The sequence below is a fragment of the Paenarthrobacter sp. TE3676 genome (assembly GCF_056279165.1).
Genome location: NZ_JBWBQU010000001.1, coordinates 275,273 through 291,492 on the forward strand (window position 1 = coordinate 275,273; position 16,220 = coordinate 291,492).

Annotated in this window: 16 protein-coding genes; 14 read left to right on the plus strand and 2 right to left on the minus strand. The window is 62.8% G+C overall.

Annotated elements, in window-relative coordinates:
• Nucleotides 1–161: 161 nt before the first annotated feature.
• The 8 genes from ACZ881_RS01405 (at nt 162) to ACZ881_RS01440 (ending at nt 9,699) form a co-directional block, all read left to right on the plus strand.
• Nucleotides 162–1,970, plus strand: coding sequence for a DUF8094 domain-containing protein (locus tag ACZ881_RS01405; RefSeq protein WP_476112102.1), 1,809 nt, complete (start codon nt 162–164; stop codon nt 1,968–1,970).
• A 38-nt stretch (nt 1,971–2,008) separates the two neighbouring features.
• Nucleotides 2,009–3,007 (plus strand): co-chaperone YbbN, encoded by a 999-nt coding sequence (locus ACZ881_RS01410; RefSeq protein WP_476112104.1) that lies wholly within the window; start codon nt 2,009–2,011, stop codon nt 3,005–3,007.
• Nucleotides 3,007–4,107 carry an NADH:flavin oxidoreductase/NADH oxidase gene (locus ACZ881_RS01415; RefSeq protein WP_476112106.1) on the plus strand — a complete coding sequence of 367 codons (1,101 nt, stop codon included), beginning with the start codon at nt 3,007–3,009 and terminating at the stop codon, nt 4,105–4,107. The genes ACZ881_RS01410 and ACZ881_RS01415 overlap by 1 nt, the downstream gene beginning before the upstream one ends.
• Before the next feature lie 40 nt (nt 4,108–4,147).
• Nucleotides 4,148–5,047 carry an ABC transporter ATP-binding protein gene (locus tag ACZ881_RS01420; RefSeq protein ID WP_091468368.1) on the plus strand — a complete coding sequence of 300 codons (900 nt, stop codon included), beginning with the start codon at nt 4,148–4,150 and terminating at the stop codon, nt 5,045–5,047.
• Nucleotides 5,029–6,600 (plus strand): transporter, encoded by a 1,572-nt coding sequence (locus ACZ881_RS01425; protein WP_476112108.1) that lies wholly within the window; start codon nt 5,029–5,031, stop codon nt 6,598–6,600. Before ACZ881_RS01420 ends, ACZ881_RS01425 begins: the two co-directional genes overlap by 19 nt.
• Before the next feature lie 81 nt (nt 6,601–6,681).
• The gene (nagB, locus tag ACZ881_RS01430) at nt 6,682–7,464 is read left to right on the plus strand and encodes a glucosamine-6-phosphate deaminase (protein ID WP_091468363.1); all 783 of its coding nucleotides are present in this window, start codon (nt 6,682–6,684) and stop codon (nt 7,462–7,464) included.
• Between the two features lie 8 nt (nt 7,465–7,472).
• Nucleotides 7,473–7,811: a DUF3039 domain-containing protein gene (locus ACZ881_RS01435; RefSeq protein ID WP_089595519.1), complete on the plus strand. Its 339-nt coding sequence runs from the start codon at nt 7,473–7,475 to the stop codon at nt 7,809–7,811.
• 112 nt (nt 7,812–7,923) lie between these two features.
• Nucleotides 7,924–9,699, plus strand: coding sequence for a DEAD/DEAH box helicase (locus ACZ881_RS01440; RefSeq protein WP_091468360.1), 1,776 nt, complete (start codon nt 7,924–7,926; stop codon nt 9,697–9,699).
• Nucleotides 9,700–9,787: 88 nt separating this feature from the next.
• On the opposite strand, the gene ACZ881_RS01445 is transcribed toward ACZ881_RS01440, so the two are convergent.
• Both ACZ881_RS01445 and ACZ881_RS01450 read right to left on the minus strand, forming a co-directional pair.
• On the minus strand, nt 9,788–10,414 hold the full coding sequence (locus tag ACZ881_RS01445) for an isochorismatase family protein (protein ID WP_476112111.1): 627 nt from the start codon (nt 10,412–10,414) through the stop codon (nt 9,788–9,790).
• On the minus strand, nt 10,414–11,742 hold the full coding sequence (locus ACZ881_RS01450; RefSeq protein ID WP_476112113.1) for a nicotinate phosphoribosyltransferase: 1,329 nt from the start codon (nt 11,740–11,742) through the stop codon (nt 10,414–10,416). The genes ACZ881_RS01445 and ACZ881_RS01450 overlap by 1 nt, the downstream gene beginning before the upstream one ends.
• 37 nt (nt 11,743–11,779) lie before the next feature.
• Between ACZ881_RS01450 and clpS the strand changes: the two genes are divergently transcribed.
• The 6 genes from clpS to rdgB all read left to right on the plus strand — a co-directional run bounded on the left by clpS (nt 11,780) and on the right by rdgB (nt 16,151).
• Nucleotides 11,780–12,142, plus strand: coding sequence for an ATP-dependent Clp protease adapter ClpS (gene clpS / locus ACZ881_RS01455; protein WP_011775237.1), 363 nt, complete (start codon nt 11,780–11,782; stop codon nt 12,140–12,142).
• The gene (locus ACZ881_RS01460; protein WP_178996802.1) at nt 12,135–12,701 is read left to right on the plus strand and encodes a DUF2017 domain-containing protein; all 567 of its coding nucleotides are present in this window, start codon (nt 12,135–12,137) and stop codon (nt 12,699–12,701) included. Before clpS ends, ACZ881_RS01460 begins: the two co-directional genes overlap by 8 nt.
• 84 nt (nt 12,702–12,785) lie before the next feature.
• Nucleotides 12,786–13,856, plus strand: a complete 1,071-nt coding sequence (gene murI / locus ACZ881_RS01465) for a glutamate racemase (RefSeq protein ID WP_178996801.1) — start codon at nt 12,786–12,788, stop codon at nt 13,854–13,856.
• Nucleotides 13,853–14,650 (plus strand): MBL fold metallo-hydrolase, encoded by a 798-nt coding sequence (locus ACZ881_RS01470; RefSeq protein WP_091468347.1) that lies wholly within the window; start codon nt 13,853–13,855, stop codon nt 14,648–14,650. Before murI ends, ACZ881_RS01470 begins: the two co-directional genes overlap by 4 nt.
• A gap of 83 nt (nt 14,651–14,733) precedes the next feature.
• On the plus strand, nt 14,734–15,492 hold the full coding sequence (rph, locus tag ACZ881_RS01475; protein ID WP_011775233.1) for a ribonuclease PH: 759 nt from the start codon (nt 14,734–14,736) through the stop codon (nt 15,490–15,492).
• Entirely contained in the window at nt 15,489–16,151 is a 663-nt protein-coding gene (gene rdgB / locus ACZ881_RS01480; RefSeq protein ID WP_476112116.1) for an RdgB/HAM1 family non-canonical purine NTP pyrophosphatase, read from the plus strand. The genes rph and rdgB overlap by 4 nt, the downstream gene beginning before the upstream one ends.
• The last annotated feature ends 69 nt before the right edge of the window (nt 16,152–16,220 follow it).

A 16,220-nucleotide genomic window follows, 5' to 3' on the forward strand; every position in this document is an offset into this window, starting at 1 on the left:
AGGCGCTGGAAGGCCCGTATATCATGATCATCGCCACACTATCAGGAGCGCGGATTGGCGCTGCAGCGGCGCGGTGGCGGGCTTTTCGGGATGTCGGGGAGATCACCTCGATCTGACTCTCTGATAACAAAACGGTTACCCTTGAAGTTCAACGACCGCTGATGATAGGTGATCCTGTGCGTTTGAAGACTGCAGCCTTGCTGGTGCTGCTGGGCCTGCTGACGATGCTGGCCGGTATTGGCCAGCTGACTTTTTGGGCCCCCTCCGAGACCGTGACGGCTTCGGTTCCCAGCGATACCACAGCTGCCCCGCTGACCGTGATCGACCAAAAGTTGATCGCCCTCCATGACGGGCCGGTGAAGATCAAGATCCAGGGTGAAGGCAACTTCATCGTCGCTACGGGACGCCCGGACGACGTCGAAGCCTGGGTCGGCGAGACTGCCCACAACACGTTGACCGGTGTCTCTGCGGACCAGAAGTCGCTGGAGGTGTCCTCTGCTGACGGCGAGGCCACGGCGCCTTCCCCGGCTGGATCCGATTTGTGGGTCAGCACCGAGGATGCCAGCGGCGATTTGGACTACACCTGGAACCCTCCCGCTGATGGTGAGTGGTCCCTGTTGGTTGCCGGCGACGGTACCCAGCCTGCGCCGTCGTCGATTTCCATGACGTTCCCGAACAACGCCACCACCCCCTGGGCAGTGCCGCTGATTGTCTTGGGCATCATCATCATCCTGATCGGAGCGGCGCTGCCGTTCATCGCCAAAGCGCTCAGCAACCGCCGCAAGCACGACGACGACGAGCCGCGCGATGGCGGAGAGACCACCGCGCTCCCGGTTCAGTCCTCTACTGCCAAGTCGCCGGGCGTTGAGGCGGCTACAACCCAGTCGCCTACTGTTCAGCCGCCTGCTGGCAACAAAGGTCGTCGTCCTGGTGCCGGCGCCGAAGGTCCAGCCCTCCGCGTCACGGCCCTCGCCGCTACGATGGCCGCCGTCCTGGTCGGAGGGACGGCAGTCGCCGCCCAAGCCACCACGACCCCCGAGGCCACCACGACCTCGTCAGCTGCGGCCGACGCTGAGGCCGCCACGCCTGTCATGCTGGAATCCCAGCTGCAGCGGATCCTTGAGCAGGTAGCGAGCACTGTGGATGCGGCGGACGCAGCCAAGGACGCGGCTAAACTGGCCCCGCGAGTAGACAAGATGGAACTCCAGATCCGGACCCAGAACTACAAGATCCGGTCCGCAGTGTCTGCCTACGAGCCGCGTATGCCGGTGCGGGCCACCAAGCTTCAGAGCAGCGTTATCAGCACCAAGCGGGACTGGCCCCGAACGGTCTTCGCCCTCACCCAGGGTGAAGGAAACGTGGTGCCGCAGGTCCTGACCCTTGTGCAGCTTTCGCCTCGTGAAAACTACAAGCTGTGGGGCAGTGCGCCGCTACAGCCTGGCACTAACTTCCCGTCCTTCCCCATTCCGCGCAACGGAACTGAGCCTGTACCCGCGAGCGACAGCACTGGCCTGGCCTACAGCGGTAATGAGGCCTTGGAAATCCTGAGCGAAATGCTGACGAATCCGGAGTCGCCCAACCGAAGCAAGTTGGCCGATGGGCAGTCATCCCCTTACATTGCAGGGGCACTGGCCTACCAGGCGGACACTGTGAAGAACGGAACCAGCGCAAACTTCAAGTTCACGCACACGCCGGTCACCAACCAGACTGTGGTCCTGAAGACAGCTGACGGCGGCGCCGTGGTTGTGGGGCGTTTGGATTTCGCTTTCGAAGGCACACCCAAGGCTGCAGGCGACAAGCTGGTGCTTGAAGACGATTCCGCAGTATTCGCCGGTGGTAAGGAAACCACCACGGGCATGGTTCTGAACTTCGCCGAATCCGTGGCCGTGTACATTCCGCCGGCAGGTTCTGCCGACCCCATGAAGCTCGTGGCGGCTACCCGCGGGCTGGTCGGAGCCAGCTTCAAGTAAGGCGTACCCATGGCAGGGCAGCGGCTAGAGTGGACGGTATGAGTTCGCCCGGATACCGACCCACTCCAGCCGCTGCCAGCCAGCTCAATCTTCGCGGTGCCGTTGACTTGTCGTCGCTGCGCCGCCCGGCCGCCCCGCCAGTGCCGGCCCCCTCTGCTTCGGCAGAGGGCGGATCGCCGGCGGATGGCACGCCCCAAGGGGGCGAAACCGGCAAAGCACCACTTCGAGTGGATGCAACCGAATCAAATTTCCAGGATCTGGTGCAATTGTCCGCACAGATCCCCGTGCTTTTCCTTCTTTGGTCGCGCTATGCGCCCGAATCACCGGCCGTCCTCGATGCCGCCGAACGTGTTGTTGAGACTTACGGTGGTCGCTTGGTGCTTGCAGCCGCCGATGTGGACACCTTCCCGCAACTGGCACAGGCCTTCCAAGTTCAGGCTGTTCCCACAGCAGTTGCCGTGGTCAAGGGGCAGCCCGTCCCGCTCTTCCAAGGACCAGCGGATGACGAACAGATCCGAAACCTGGTTGAGGAACTTCTCAAGGTTGCTGCAGCGAACGGGGTCACCGGCAGCATAGGTGATGCCGCACCGGCGGAGGACGCGGAACCCGCACCACTGCCGCCACTCCATCAGGCAGCCATTGACGCGATTGAGGTCGGCGATTACGCCGGTGCAGCCGCAGCCTACAAGCAGGCGCTCCTCGAACAGCCGGCAGACACCGACGCCAAGGCCGGTTTGGCTCAGGTTGAGCTGATGGCCAGATTAGACCAGCTCTCGGCCCCCGAGGCAGAAAGCCTCCGCGAGCTCGCCGCCGAAGAGCCGGACAACGTGCAGGCCCAGTTGACCGTGGCCGACCTTGACGTCTCCGGCGGCCACATCGATGACGCCTTCAACCGCATCATCACGTTTATTGGCAGGAATTTCGGTCCCGAGCGTGAGACCGCCCGCGTGCGCCTCCTTGAGCTCTTCGAAGTTGTGGGAACCCAGGACGAACGGGTGGCAAAAGCGCGCCAAGGGCTCGCGAGGGTTCTCTTCTAGTGCCGTCCGCGCTGTTCACTCCGCTTCAGCTGCGCTCGCTTACCGTTCCCCACCGCGGTTGGGTATCGCCCATGTGCCAGTACAGCTGCCACCCGGAGACCGGCGAAGGCGTCCCCAACGACTGGCACTTGATGCACTTGGGTTCTTTTGCAGCCGGCGGCGCCGCGCTCATCCTGAGTGAGGCGGCGGCGGTGAACGCTGCAGGCAGAATCAGCCCCTTGGACGCTGGCTTGTACTCCGATGAGCAGGCGGCCGGATGGGAGCGCATAGTGGCGTTCGTCCACCGGCATGGCGCCGTCGATTCCAAAATAGGGGCGCAACTTGCCCACGCCGGGCGCAAGGCATCTACGTATTGGCCATTTTCCGATCGTTCCGGCTCTGTTCCGGAGTCCGACGGCGGATGGGCCACCTCCGGGCCGAGCAGCGATCCGTTTGACGGCTACGCCGCACCGGAAGCCATGAGCGACGCGGATATCCATGGCGTGGTGGCCGACTTTGCCGCCGCTGCCAGCCGGGCAGTTGCGGCGGGTTTCGACACTGTGGAAATCCACGGAGCCCACGGGTACCTCCTGCACCAGTTCCAAAGCCCGCTCATCAACACCCGGACCGATGGCTGGGGTGGAAATGAGGAGGGGCGCAATCGGCTCATGCTCGCCGTGGTGGATGCGGTCAGGGAAGTCATTCCGGACTCCATGCCGCTGCTGCTCCGCATTTCCGCGTCGGACTGGGCTGACGGCGGGGTTGACGTCGAGGCTTCTGTTCGCCTGGCCCGCGCTGCTGCCGAACGTGGCGTTGACCTTGTGGACGTCTCCAGCGGCGGCGCAGTAGCGCATCAGCAGATCAGGGCTGTGCCCGGATACCAGGCTGGATTTGCACAGCAGGTAAAGAATGACGCCGGAGTCCCCACCGGCGCGGTGGGCTTGCTCACGAGTGCCACGCAAGCGGAGGATATTGTGGCGAACGGCAGGGCGGATGCGGTTTTCATGGCACGTGCCGCATTGCGGGATCCGCACTGGTGGCTCAGGGCTGCATACGAACTCGGCCACGATATTCCGTGGGTTCCGCAGTACCAGCGGGCCGTTCCCCGCCACGGCTTCTAGGACCTCCTCAGGTTCGTGTTGGCAAGGCTAGGCTGGGTCCATGACGGAACCACGCCATGAACCCACGCCCACTTCCGCGCCGCCACAAGCGTCCACGCCTCCACAAGCTTCGGCCACGCAGCCGGTCAACCAATTACCGGACGGCACCCTCCCGCTGGCCGCCAGTGGCCCGGCTGAGGGCGCGCCGTTGGCCGCATTGTCCATCCGCGGCCTGGCCAAGCGTTTCGGTGAGAAGATCGCCGTCGATGGCGTAAGCCTGGAGGTCCCCGCGGGTTCCTTCTACGGGATGGTTGGCCCCAACGGTGCCGGCAAGACCACAACACTGTCCATGGCTACCGGCCTGTTGCGGCCCGACTTTGGCACGGCTCTGGTCCACGGCGTTGATGTTTGGGCCCGGCCCTTGGAAGCCAAGAAGCTCATGGGCGTCCTGCCCGATGGCGTGCGCCTTTTTGACAGGCTGACGGGCGAACAGCTGGTCACCTATTCCGGACTGCTCCGCGGCATGGATCGTGATGTTGTGGGTTCCCGGGTTTCTGAATTGCTGGCCGCCCTCGATCTCCAGGCAGACGCCGGCACTTTGGTTGTTGATTACTCGGCCGGTATGACCAAGAAGATCGCCTTGGCCTCTGCGCTGATTCATGCGCCCCGCCTCCTTGTCCTGGATGAGCCCTTTGAATCGGTGGACCCCGTCTCGGCCTCCAACATCCGTGGCATATTGGAGAGTTACGTCGCTTCCGGCGGCACTGTCATCGTTTCCAGCCACGTCATGGACCTCGTGCAGCGCATGTGCAGCCACGTCGCCGTGGTTGCCGGCGGTAGGGTGCTGGCGGCTGGATCTGTGGATGAGGTTCGGAACGGCTCCACCCTGGAAGAACGGTTTGTGCAATTGGTGGGCGGCGGACACCGGACGGAGGGGCTCGAATGGTTGCGCACCTTCTGAGCCTGAAGTGGCGCCTGCTTCTTAACGGATTCAAACGCAGCCCATGGCAGTTGGTGGGGATGGCACTCGGGTTGCTCTATGCCTTGGGCGTCCTTTCCCTTCTGATTGGCGGACTCATTGCTTTGCGTTGGGCTGATGCTGAGATTGCCCACACGGTAGTAGTGCTGGGCGGTGCGGCCACGGTGCTGGGATGGGCCATTATTCCGCTCCTCGCTTCCGCTGCGGACATGACGTTGGACCCCGCTCGCTTCACCACGTTCGCGATTCCCCCGAGGCAACTACTGGCCGGGCTCGCCCTGGCGGGGTTCATCGGTATTCCGGGTTTGGCTACCTTGCTCGCCGCCTTGGGCACGGTGGGAACCTGGTGGCGTAGCGTTCCGGCTGCTGCCGGCGCCTTTTTGGGTGCCATTCTGGGTGCCCTTACATGCATCGTTCTGTCCAAGGTGGTAACGACGGCGACGGCCGGCCTTGCCTCCTCGCGACGCTTCAAGGACGTGAGCAGCATTATTGTCTTCATCCCGCTGATGCTGCTGGGACCCATCATGGTGGGAATTGTGGACGGCGTTCGCGGCAGTGCTGATTACCTGCCCCTGTTGGCCCGCACTGTGTCCTGGACGCCGCTGGGTGCGGCCTGGTCCTTGGGCGGAGACCTGGAGTCCGGCAACACCGGCACCGCAGCGCTGAAATTTCTGATCTCTGCAGCAACCATTGCCGGCCTCCTCCTGGGCTGGCATCTTCTGCTGCAGCGTGCTTTGGTAACGCCCCCGTACTCCGGAGGCTCCGCCAGGAAGGGTGGAAAGCTCGGATTGTTTGCCCTTCTTCCCGGGACTCCTGCAGGCGCAGTTGCTGCCAGGGCTTTGATCTACTGGATGAAGGATCCAAGGTATGCGGCCTCTTTGGTGATTGTTCCCTTGTTTCCCGTCATCTTTTTCTTCAGCGGATCGCAGAGTGGCAGCTACGGCCTGCTCATGATCCTGGGACCGTTGACAGCGTTCATGATGGCTTGGTCCATCTGTGCCGATGTCTCGTATGACAACACAGCTTTTGCGCTCCACCTCGCGGCGGGCGTCAAGGGCATTGACGATCGCTTGGGTCGTTCCCTGGCCTGCTTGGCCATCTCACTTCCAGTGGTGCTCGTTTTTACTATTGGGCCACTTTTCGTCACTGGGGACTGGCAATGGCTCCCCAACCTTCTGGGGTTGTCGCTGGGAACTCTCTTTACCGGGCTGGGGCTCTCATCGGTGATTTCGGCCCGCTATAACATCGCAGTACCTTTGCCGGGAGACAGTCCGTTCAAGAAACCGCCGGGAAATGTCGCCCAGACGCTGGCAGTGCAAGCCGTCGGTATGGGCGTTTTGGCCCTCCTGCTCGTTCCGGAGCTTGCATTGGTGGCTGTCCAGGCCTTCAGCGGGGGTACTGAGGCCGGTTGGATCAACCTGGCTGTTGGACCTTTGCTCGGCGTCATCCTCTTCGTGGTTGGCGTTCGGCTCGGGGGAAAATGGTTGGATGCGCGCGGTCCGGAAATGTTCGCCCAACTCAGCGTGAACCGCTAGCCTGCGTAACAACCGTGCCCGTAGGTGGGACATGGGATAACGTCTTTGTCAGATAGCTCATAACTAAGAAAGGCCGTGACGATGGAAGTTGTCATTCTCCCTGGCACTAAGCAGATCGGTGCGCTTGCAGCCGATGCCATCGAAGCGCTGGTACGCCGCAAGCCCAATGCAGTCCTGGGCTTGGCGACGGGGTCGTCACCGCTGCCCATCTACGACGAATTGGCCAGGCGGTACGAGGCAGGGGGATTGGACTTCAGCGAGGCGCATGGGTTCGCTTTGGATGAATATGTAGGGCTCCAAGCAGGACATCCCGAGTCCTACCGCGAGGTCATCCGGCGCGAGTTCACCAACCGGGTAAATATCAAGCCCGAGAACGTCCATGGGCCGGATGGCGCGGCGGAGGATCTTGAGGCTGCATGCCAGGGCTACGAAGACGCCATTAAGGCGGTAGGTGGAGTCGATCTCCAGATTTTGGGCGTAGGAACAGACGGGCATATCGGCTTCAATGAGCCTGGCTCATCTTTGGCATCCCGGACGCGCATCAAGACGCTGATCGAGCAGACCCGGAAGGACAACGCCCGTTTCTTCAACAGCATCGATGACGTTCCCCACCATGTAGTCACGCAGGGCCTCGGAACCATCATGGATGCCCGGCATGTGGTCTTGGTCGCAACGGGGGCCCAGAAAGCCCAGGCTGTCCGGGATTTCGTGGAGGGCCCAGTGGCTGCCATTTGTGCGGCCTCCATCCTTCAGATGCACCCGCACGCCACTATTTTGGTGGATGAGGCGGCCGCGTCATCGCTGAAACTAGCCGACTATTATCGGCATACCTATGACAACAAGCCGGAGTGGCAGGGCCTGTAGACGGTAAGATGTTTGGCATGACTACGCTTCCTCCGGATCCATTCGAAAACGACCCCATGCGCGAGCTTTCCGGAGCCGGAACGTCCACTGCCACCATTGAGCGCGAAGAAACGCGCCAGGAAGTGGAGCCCGGCGACCGCGAGCGGTTTTCGCACTATGTCCGCAAGGAAAAGATCATGGAGTCGGCCCTGACCGGCGAGCCCGTCATTGCCCTGTGCGGCAAAGTCTGGACGCCGGGGCGCGATCCCCAGAAGTTCCCGGTCTGCCCGGAGTGCAAGGAGATTTACGAAGGCCTCCGCCCCGGCAATGACGGTGGAAAAAACGGCGGCCCGGGCAACTCCAAGTAGTGGGTGGGAAGAGAACTCCGGCCCTTTCTGAACTTCACCGGCCTACGGTCCGCTTTGGCGTGCCCGGAAAGCCGGAGAACACCGTCTCTGCCATGAGGCCGGGGGAGTCAGCATGACAGAAACACTTTTTGGCGGACCGTCCCTGCCTCCGGCGTATCCGGAGCGCGCCGCCTGGGGTACGGCGCCCAAGCTCCGTGCGTGGCAGCAGGAGGCGCTTGACCTCTACATGACCCGCAATCCGAAGGACTTCCTCGCTGTGGCAACGCCCGGCGCTGGTAAGACCACTTTTGCGCTGCGCATCGCCACCACCCTGCTGGACAGCGGTGTGGTCAACCGCATCACCATCGTGGCGCCCACTGACCACTTGAAGCGGCAGTGGGCAGACGCCGCAGCAAAAGTGGGAGTCGCTATTGATCCCAACTTCAAGAACTCCGATGGCCAACACGGCCGGGGATTCGTGGGTGTTGCCGTCACGTACGCGCAGGTAGCGAGCAAGCCCATGTTGCATCGCGCGAAGACCGAAGCGGCCCGCACCTTGGTGATCCTGGATGAAATCCACCACGGCGGCGAGGCGCTTTCGTGGGGAGACGGCCTCCGGGAGGCCTTCGATCCTGCTGCGCGGCGCCTGTCCCTGACGGGTACCCCTTTCCGTTCGGATACCTCGCCAATTCCCTTCGTCGAATACGCTGAGGACCGGGACGGCATTCGCCGTTCGAAGGCTGATTACACCTACGGCTACGGAAACGCACTGCGGGACCACGTGGTGCGTCCCGTCCTGTTTATGGCCTATTCAGGCCAGATGCGCTGGCGCACCAGTGCCGGCGACGAGATGGCGGCGTCCCTAGGGGAAGCGGCTGTAACCAAGGACATCACCTCGCAGGCCTGGCGGACTGCCCTGAACCCCACGGGTGAGTGGATTCCTGCCGTCCTGGCGGCCGCAGACAAACGGCTCGGCGAGGTTCGGAGGACCGTGCCGGACGCCGGCGGGCTGGTGATTGCCACGGACCACGATGATGCACGCGCCTACGCCGGTCAGCTGAAGAAAATAACGGGCCAATCGCCCACGGTCATTCTCTCTGATGATTCCAAGGCTTCCAGCAAGATCGAGGAGTTCTCCGCGGGGGATCAGCGATGGATGGTGGCTGTCCGCATGGTGTCCGAAGGCGTGGACGTTCCACGCCTATCGGTGGGCGTCTATGCCACCTCAACCTCAACGCCGCTCTTCTTCGCTCAGGCCGTGGGCCGCTTTGTGCGTGCCCGCAAGAGGGGCGAGACGGCGTCGGTATTCCTTCCGTCCGTACCTCCGCTGATGGTGCTGGCCAACACCATGGAGGCCGAGCGCGATCACGCATTGGACCGCCCTGAAAAGGACGACGACGGCCTCTTCAACCCCGAAGAAAACCTCATGGCGGAGGCCAACCGCGAGGACAAGGCCTCCGACGAGCTCACCAAGGGCAAGTTTGAAGCCTTGGACTCCCAGGCCTCCTTTGACCGTGTCCTTTTCGACGGCGGCGAGTTCGGCACGGGTGCCGATATCGGTTCGGATGAAGAGCTGGACTTCCTGGGAATCCCGGGACTACTTGACGCCGAACAGGTAGGCACGTTGTTGCGTCAGCGCCAGCATGAACAGCAATCGCGCAAGAAGCGCCAGTCGCCCTTGGCAGCTGCTGCTGCGCCTGCGGTTCCTGACCACCGCATGCTGATGGACTTGCGCAACGAGCTGGCTAAGAACGTGGCCGCCTGGTCCGCCCGCACCGGCACTCCCCATGGGGTGGTTCATACCAAACTGCGTGAAGTGTGTGGGGGTCCCGCTGTGGCCCAGGCGAACGAGGAGCAGCTGCAGGCGCGCCTGCGAAAGCTCCAGGACTGGTTCATCGGCAGGAAGTAGCTGGCTCCAAAGTCAGCAAAAAGCAAAAACAAGGGAGGGCGCCGCGGTTGCGGCGCCCTCCTTGGTTTTGAGCTTGAGAAGGGCGGTTTCAGTCCCGTTCGACTTCGACGCCGGCGGCTTCCATTTCGTCGTAGGCGCCCGAAAGGTCCTCGGCGATTCCGGCTGTGAGTTCAGCGATGACCGTCGTGATGTAACCGGCCTGGACGGCATCCAGTGCCGTGGCCTTGACGCAGTAGTCCGTAGCCAGCCCTACCACCACCACTTCTTCGACGTCGTGGCTCTGCAGCCAGTCATCGAGCCCTATCGCGTCTTCATCGAGGACCTCCGCTACGGCGGTGCCTGCCTTCAGGTCGCCGGTGGGGACATCGTCTTCAGGAGCCAGGACTCCCTCGAAGCCTGAGTAAGCCGCAGTGAACTGTCCTTTTCGGAAGTACGCCTGGATGTACTCGGGATCAAGGTCTTCGTGGAGTTCGGCACCTTTGCTCCTTGCCCTGCAGTGCGGAGGCCAGGAGTCAACCATGTCCGGGTCGTCTGAAAAGTGGTCGCCGGGCTCGATGTGCCAATCCTGGGTGGCCACGATGTGGTCAAAGTGTTGCTGGTTGGCGTCCATGTACTCGGTGATGGCGCCTGCTACGGCGGCGCCACCTTCGACTGCGAGCGTTCCACCCTCGCAGAAGTCATTTTGTACATCGACGATGATCAGGGCCCTGGACATCAGTTCTCCTCGTAGATGGTGGGGATGGCAGCCTCGCCGCGCTGCAGGCGGTTTACGACGGCGGGCAGCTCGGCCATGGTGGCCGCGTGCCGTTCACGGGCACGGATGACGCCTTCAGGTCCGGTCCATCCGGGCAGCACTTCGCCGTTCTTGACGAACTGGTGGAGCAGGACGCGGTCGTTGCCGTCGTCTTCGGGGCGGTGGCCGATCCCAACGATTTCCTGGGTGGCCTGGCCTCGTTCGTTGAGCTTGCGGAGGGCGTATTTGCGTCCACCCACGCTGGCCTTGTTTTTTGCGGCCTTGGCAACCGAGATGAATTCGCCGGCGTCGTTGGTGCGGCTGACCAGCTTGTACACCATGCTGGCCGTTGGTGCCCCGGAACCGGTGACCAGGGAAGTGCCAACGCCGTAGGAGTCCACGGGCGCGGACTGGAGGGCCGCAATGGCGAATTCGTCGAGGTCCGAGGTGACCACGATGCGGGTGTTGACGTTGCCCAGGTCATCCAGCATTTGGCGTACCCACTGCGCCTGGGCAATGAGGTCGCCGGAGTCCAGCCGGACTGCGCCGAGTTTGTCACCGGCCAGCTCGACGGCGGTACGCACCGCCGTCTCGACGTCATAGGTATCCACCAGCAGGGAAGTGCCCGGACCGAATGCGGCGATCTGTGCCTCGAAGGCCTCGCGCTCGGTGTCATGAAGGAGCGTGAAGGAGTGCGCTGCCGTGCCGACGGTCTTGATGCCGTAGCGCCGTCCGGCTTCCAGGTTGGAGGTGCTGGCGAAGCCGGCAATCACAGCGGCGCGGGCTGCCGCCGTCGCTGATTCCTCCTGGGTGCGCCGGGAACCCATCTCGATGCAGGGGCGAGTGCCGGCCGCCGAGGTCATCCTTGAAGCCGCGGAAGCAATGGCGCTGTCGTGGTTGAGGACCGAGAGGACGAAGGTTTCCAGGATGCAGGCCTCGGCGAACGTCGATTCGACGATGAGGATGGGGGAGTTGGGGAAGTAGGCGTCACCTTCTGCGTAGCCCCAGATGTCGCCGCTGAATTTGTAGTCGGCGAGGTAGTCCAGCGTTTCCTGGTTGACCACTTTGTTCTGTTCGAGGAAGGCAAGTTCGTCGTCGCCGAACCGGAAGTCGGCAATGCCTTCCAACAGGCGTCCCGTGCCGCCCACAACGCCATAGCGGCGGCCGTCCGGCAGCCGCCGGGCGAATGCTTCGAACACTGAGCGGCGGTGCGCGGCGCCCGAGTGTAAGGCTGCCTGAAGCATGGTCAGTTCGTAGTGGTCTGTGTACAAGGAAGTTGCGGGGTGGTCCCACGACGAGGCTCTACTCACGGATTCACTCTAGTGCGAGCCGCCATAGAATGGACAGATGAGCCCTAGCGTTGCGTATGGCACGGACATCGATGAGCGGACGAAAGCTGCAGAGCAATCGTCCACCGATGTCCTGACAGCCCCTGATATCCCGTGGAACCTTGTGATCTGGAATGATCCCGTGAATCTGATGAGCTACGTGAGCTATGTGTTCCAGAGTTACTTCGGCTACTCCGAGTCCAAAGCCCACAAGCTGATGATGGAGGTCCATAAGAAGGGCCGGTCCATTGTGGCCCACGGCAGTAAGGAACAAGTGGAACAGCACGCGGTGGCCATGCACGGTTTTGGTCTCTGGGCCACTGTGGAAAAGGCCGCGAGCGGCAACGAAACACCTGGAAAGGGCGGCCGCCAGCGTGGCTAAGGCATTCAAGTACGGCCTCAAGGGCATCAGCGGATACCTGGAGCCGGCGGAGCGTGACCTCCTGCGCGGATTGCTTGACGACGTCATTTCCATGCTGGAATCGGATGTCCGGGAAAACGAAGACCCGTTGGCAGCGCTGATCGGCTTGGATATGGACGTCAAGCAGCCCAGCGACCGCGCCCTGTTGCGTCTCCTGCCGAACGTCATGAAGGACGACGACGGCGGCTCGCTGGAGTTCCGCCAGCTCACCGAACGCTCTGTGCGGGAAAACAAAATCGGCGCCTTGAGGGCTGCAGCTTTAGGCCTGGACAAGAACGAGCTCGTTCTGACGCCGGAGGACGCTACCCGCTGGTCGATGGCGTTGAACGACGTCCGGCTTGTACTGGCCGAACGCCTGGACATTCGTGATGAAGCGGATGCCGAGCACATCCACAGCATGCAGGATTGGAGCCAGGCGGAGGACGTGGAGAGTTACCTGGCCCTTGTCTACAACTTCACTACGTGGCTCCAAGAGTCTTTGGTGCAGGCGATGATGGCCGCAAGGCAGGCGAAATCCTAAGCCGGATGGCGGGTTGCTGCTTCTGCCCTGAAACAAATGCGACTGCCCTGTGACAAATCAGACACGAGGCGGAGAGCACAGGTAATGGCCGCACACCACGGGAAGCCTTATTCTCGAATAATTATGACTTCATCATCGGGTTCCACAAGCGGCGCGTTGGGCAATGACGCCCCCATCGGCAACGTTGAACTCATAGGGGCACGGCCAATCGGCATTTTTGACTCAGGTGTGGGTGGATTGACGGTGGCGCGTTCCATCATCGACCAACTCCCGAACGAATCAATCCTCTATGTGGGCGACACCGCAAACGGCCCTTATGGTCCACTTCCCATTGCCGAGGTCCGGGCGAATGCGCTTGGCGTTATGGACGAGCTGGTGGATTCAGGGGTGAAGTTGCTGACCATCGCCTGCAACTCGGCCTCTGCCGCGGTGCTCCGTGATGCCAGGGAACGCTATACGGCCCGGTATGGCATACCTGTCATCGAGGTTATCCAACCGGCAGTCCGGCGGGCGGTCTCTGCTACCCGTTCCGGCAGGATCGGTGTCATCGGAACCTCGGCCACCGTAGGGTCCAGGGCTTATGAAGACACGTTTGCTGCCGCTCCGGACCTGACGATTACATCCGTGGCCTGCCCGGCGTTCGTGAACTTCGTGGAAGCCGGAATCACCACCGGTCCGGATCTCCTGGCCGCCGCCAATGAATACCTGGAGCCACTTAAGGACGCCGGAGTGGACACTGTGGTCCTGGGTTGCACCCACTACCCACTGCTGACCGGCGTCATCTCATTCGTCATGGGCGAGGACGTCACGCTTGTCTCCAGCGCCGAAGAGACCGCCAAGGACGTCTACCGCGCCTTGGCCAACCACGGCATCCAGCGGACAGAGTCCCAAGCGCCCAGCCACGAATTCATAGCCACTGGCGATGCCACCCAGTTCGAGACCCTGGCCCGCCGCTTCCTGGGCCCGGAGGTCCTCTCCGTGAAGCACGTGGACCACGTTGCGGCCCAGTACCCCACAGGCAGCCTTGCCCGCATTACTCCCGAGATGCTGGAAGCGGCACGATCGGGAGCGGGGCTGTCCCGCCGCTCGTACTTCGTCCAGCCCGGGGACGCGCTCGCCGGCGGCACCGGCACAACCATGGGGCGTGGCCTGTGAAGCTGACCATAGTGGGCTGCACGGGCTCGTTCCCCGGCCCGGGTTCGCCGGCGTCGTGCTATCTGGTGACGGCCCACGACGGTGAGCGCGAGTGGAAGATCGTGATGGACCTGGGCAGCGGTGCCTTGGGCGCCATCCAGCGCTACACGGACTTGGAAGACATCGACGCGATCTTCCTCACCCACCTGCACCCCGATCACTGCATGGACCTCTGCGGCCTGCATGTCGCGGTCCGGTGGAAGCCCGGTGGATGGGGTCGGGATCGCCTGCCGGTTTGGGGTCCTGCAGCTACTGCAGACAGAATGGCCACGGCCTATGGGCTGGACCTGGATCCCGGCATGCACGAGGAATTCGACTTCACCAACTGGACCGAGCTCAAGCCGGTCACAGTGGGGCCGTTCACAGTGACCCCCTTCGCCGTTAATCACCCCGTTGAAGAGGCTTATGCCTTGCGGGTCACGGCTACGGAACCGGGCAAGGACGGCGTATCCGTGACCAAGATCCTGACGTATTCGGGGGACACCGATTCCTGCCAGGGACTCGAAGATGCCGCGAGGGACTCAGACCTGTTCCTTTGTGAGGCGGCCTTCGAGGAAGGCCGCGACGACGGCATCAAGGACGTCCACCTCACCGGTAAGCGTGCGGGCGAGGCCGCCATGAATGCAGGTGCCAAGCGCCTCCTCCTGACGCACATCCCGGTATGGACTTCACAGACCAAAGTGCTGTCCGAAGCCAAACCGGTCTTCACCGGTGACGTGGCTGTTGCCGTAGCCGGGGTCCACTACACAATTTAGCTGTCCGCTTGACCCAGCTGTTCGCTTCGATCCAACTTTGCAGGGCGTCGGGTTGGGGCCCTCAGCTTGGCTAAGCTTGAACCATGACTTCTGAAGCTACAGCCACTCCCGTCATCCGCGCCGATGGCCGGACCCCTGACCAACTGCGACCCATCAGCATTACCCGCGGCTGGTCCAAGCAGGCAGAGGGCTCGGCGCTGATCGAGTTCGGGAACACCCGGGTTCTGTGCACAGCTTCGCTGACCGAGGGTGTGCCCCGTTGGCTCAAGGGCGAAGGCCGCGGCTGGGTAACGGCCGAGTACGCCATGCTTCCCCGGGCCACGAACACCCGGTCCGACCGCGAGTCGGTCAAGGGCAAGATTGGTGGCCGCACCCACGAGATCTCGCGCCTCATTGGCCGCTCGCTGCGCTCCATCATCGACACCAAGGCGCTGGGTGAAAACACGATCGTTTTGGACTGCGACGTCCTCCAGGCCGACGGCGGTACACGCACTGCCGCGATCACCGGCGCGTATGTGGCGCTGGCGGAAGCCATCCGTTTTGCCCGTGAGAACAAGCTGATCGCCCGCAACGCAGAGCCCTTGGTGGACACCATCGCGGCAGTTTCCGTGGGCATTATCGATGGCGTTCCGATGCTGGACCTGCCGTACGTGGAAGACGTCCGCGCGGAGACCGATATGAATGTGGTGGTCACCGGTTCGGGCAAATTTGTGGAAGTTCAGGGAACTGCAGAAGGTGCCCCGTTCGACCGCGACGAACTCAATGCGCTGCTTGATCTCGCCCTCCTCGGCACCACCCAGCTGTCCGCAATCCAGCGCGAGACGCTGGCGGAAGCTCCGTGAGCGGCACGCCGATTCCTGCGGCTCCACGCCTCGTCCTGGCAACACACAATAAGGGCAAGCTGAAGGAGCTCCGCGAACTTCTCCGGGGCCAGGTTCCAGGGCTCGACGTCGACACCCAGGTGGTGGACGCCGCTGCGGCAGGTGCCCCGGATGTTGCCGAAACCGGTGTTACCTTTGCCGAGAACTCCCTCCTCAAGGCCAGGGCCGTGGCGGAAGCGACTGGCCTGCCGGCCATCGCTGACGACTCCGGATTGGCCGTTGATGTGCTGGGCGGGGCCCCCGGTATTTTTTCGGCACGCTGGTCCGGCAGGCACGGCGATGACGTCGCCAACCTGAACCTGTTGCTGGCACAGCTCTCTGACGTTCCGGACTCGTTCCGCGGCGCTGCGTTCGTCTGTGCGGCTGCGCTGGCGGTCCCGGGTCCAGACGGCATTGCCCGCGAGACTGTTGAGTATGGCCAGTTGGAAGGGGCGCTCCTGCGCGAGCCGCGCGGGGAGGGCGGCTTCGGCTACGACCCCGTGCTGCAACCTGCCGGGATGGATCGGAGCTGTGCCGAGCTTAGCTCTGAGGAGAAGAACGCCATCAGCCACCGGGGGCAGGCGTTCCGCGCATTGCTTCCCGCCATTGTGTCGGCGTTGTCCGAGGCCGGTTCGAACTAGTTCCTTCGTGGACGCAAAAGGCACCCCGCTGTGCGGGGTGCCTTTTTGCTGCGCTTTGGCGGTTGCCTG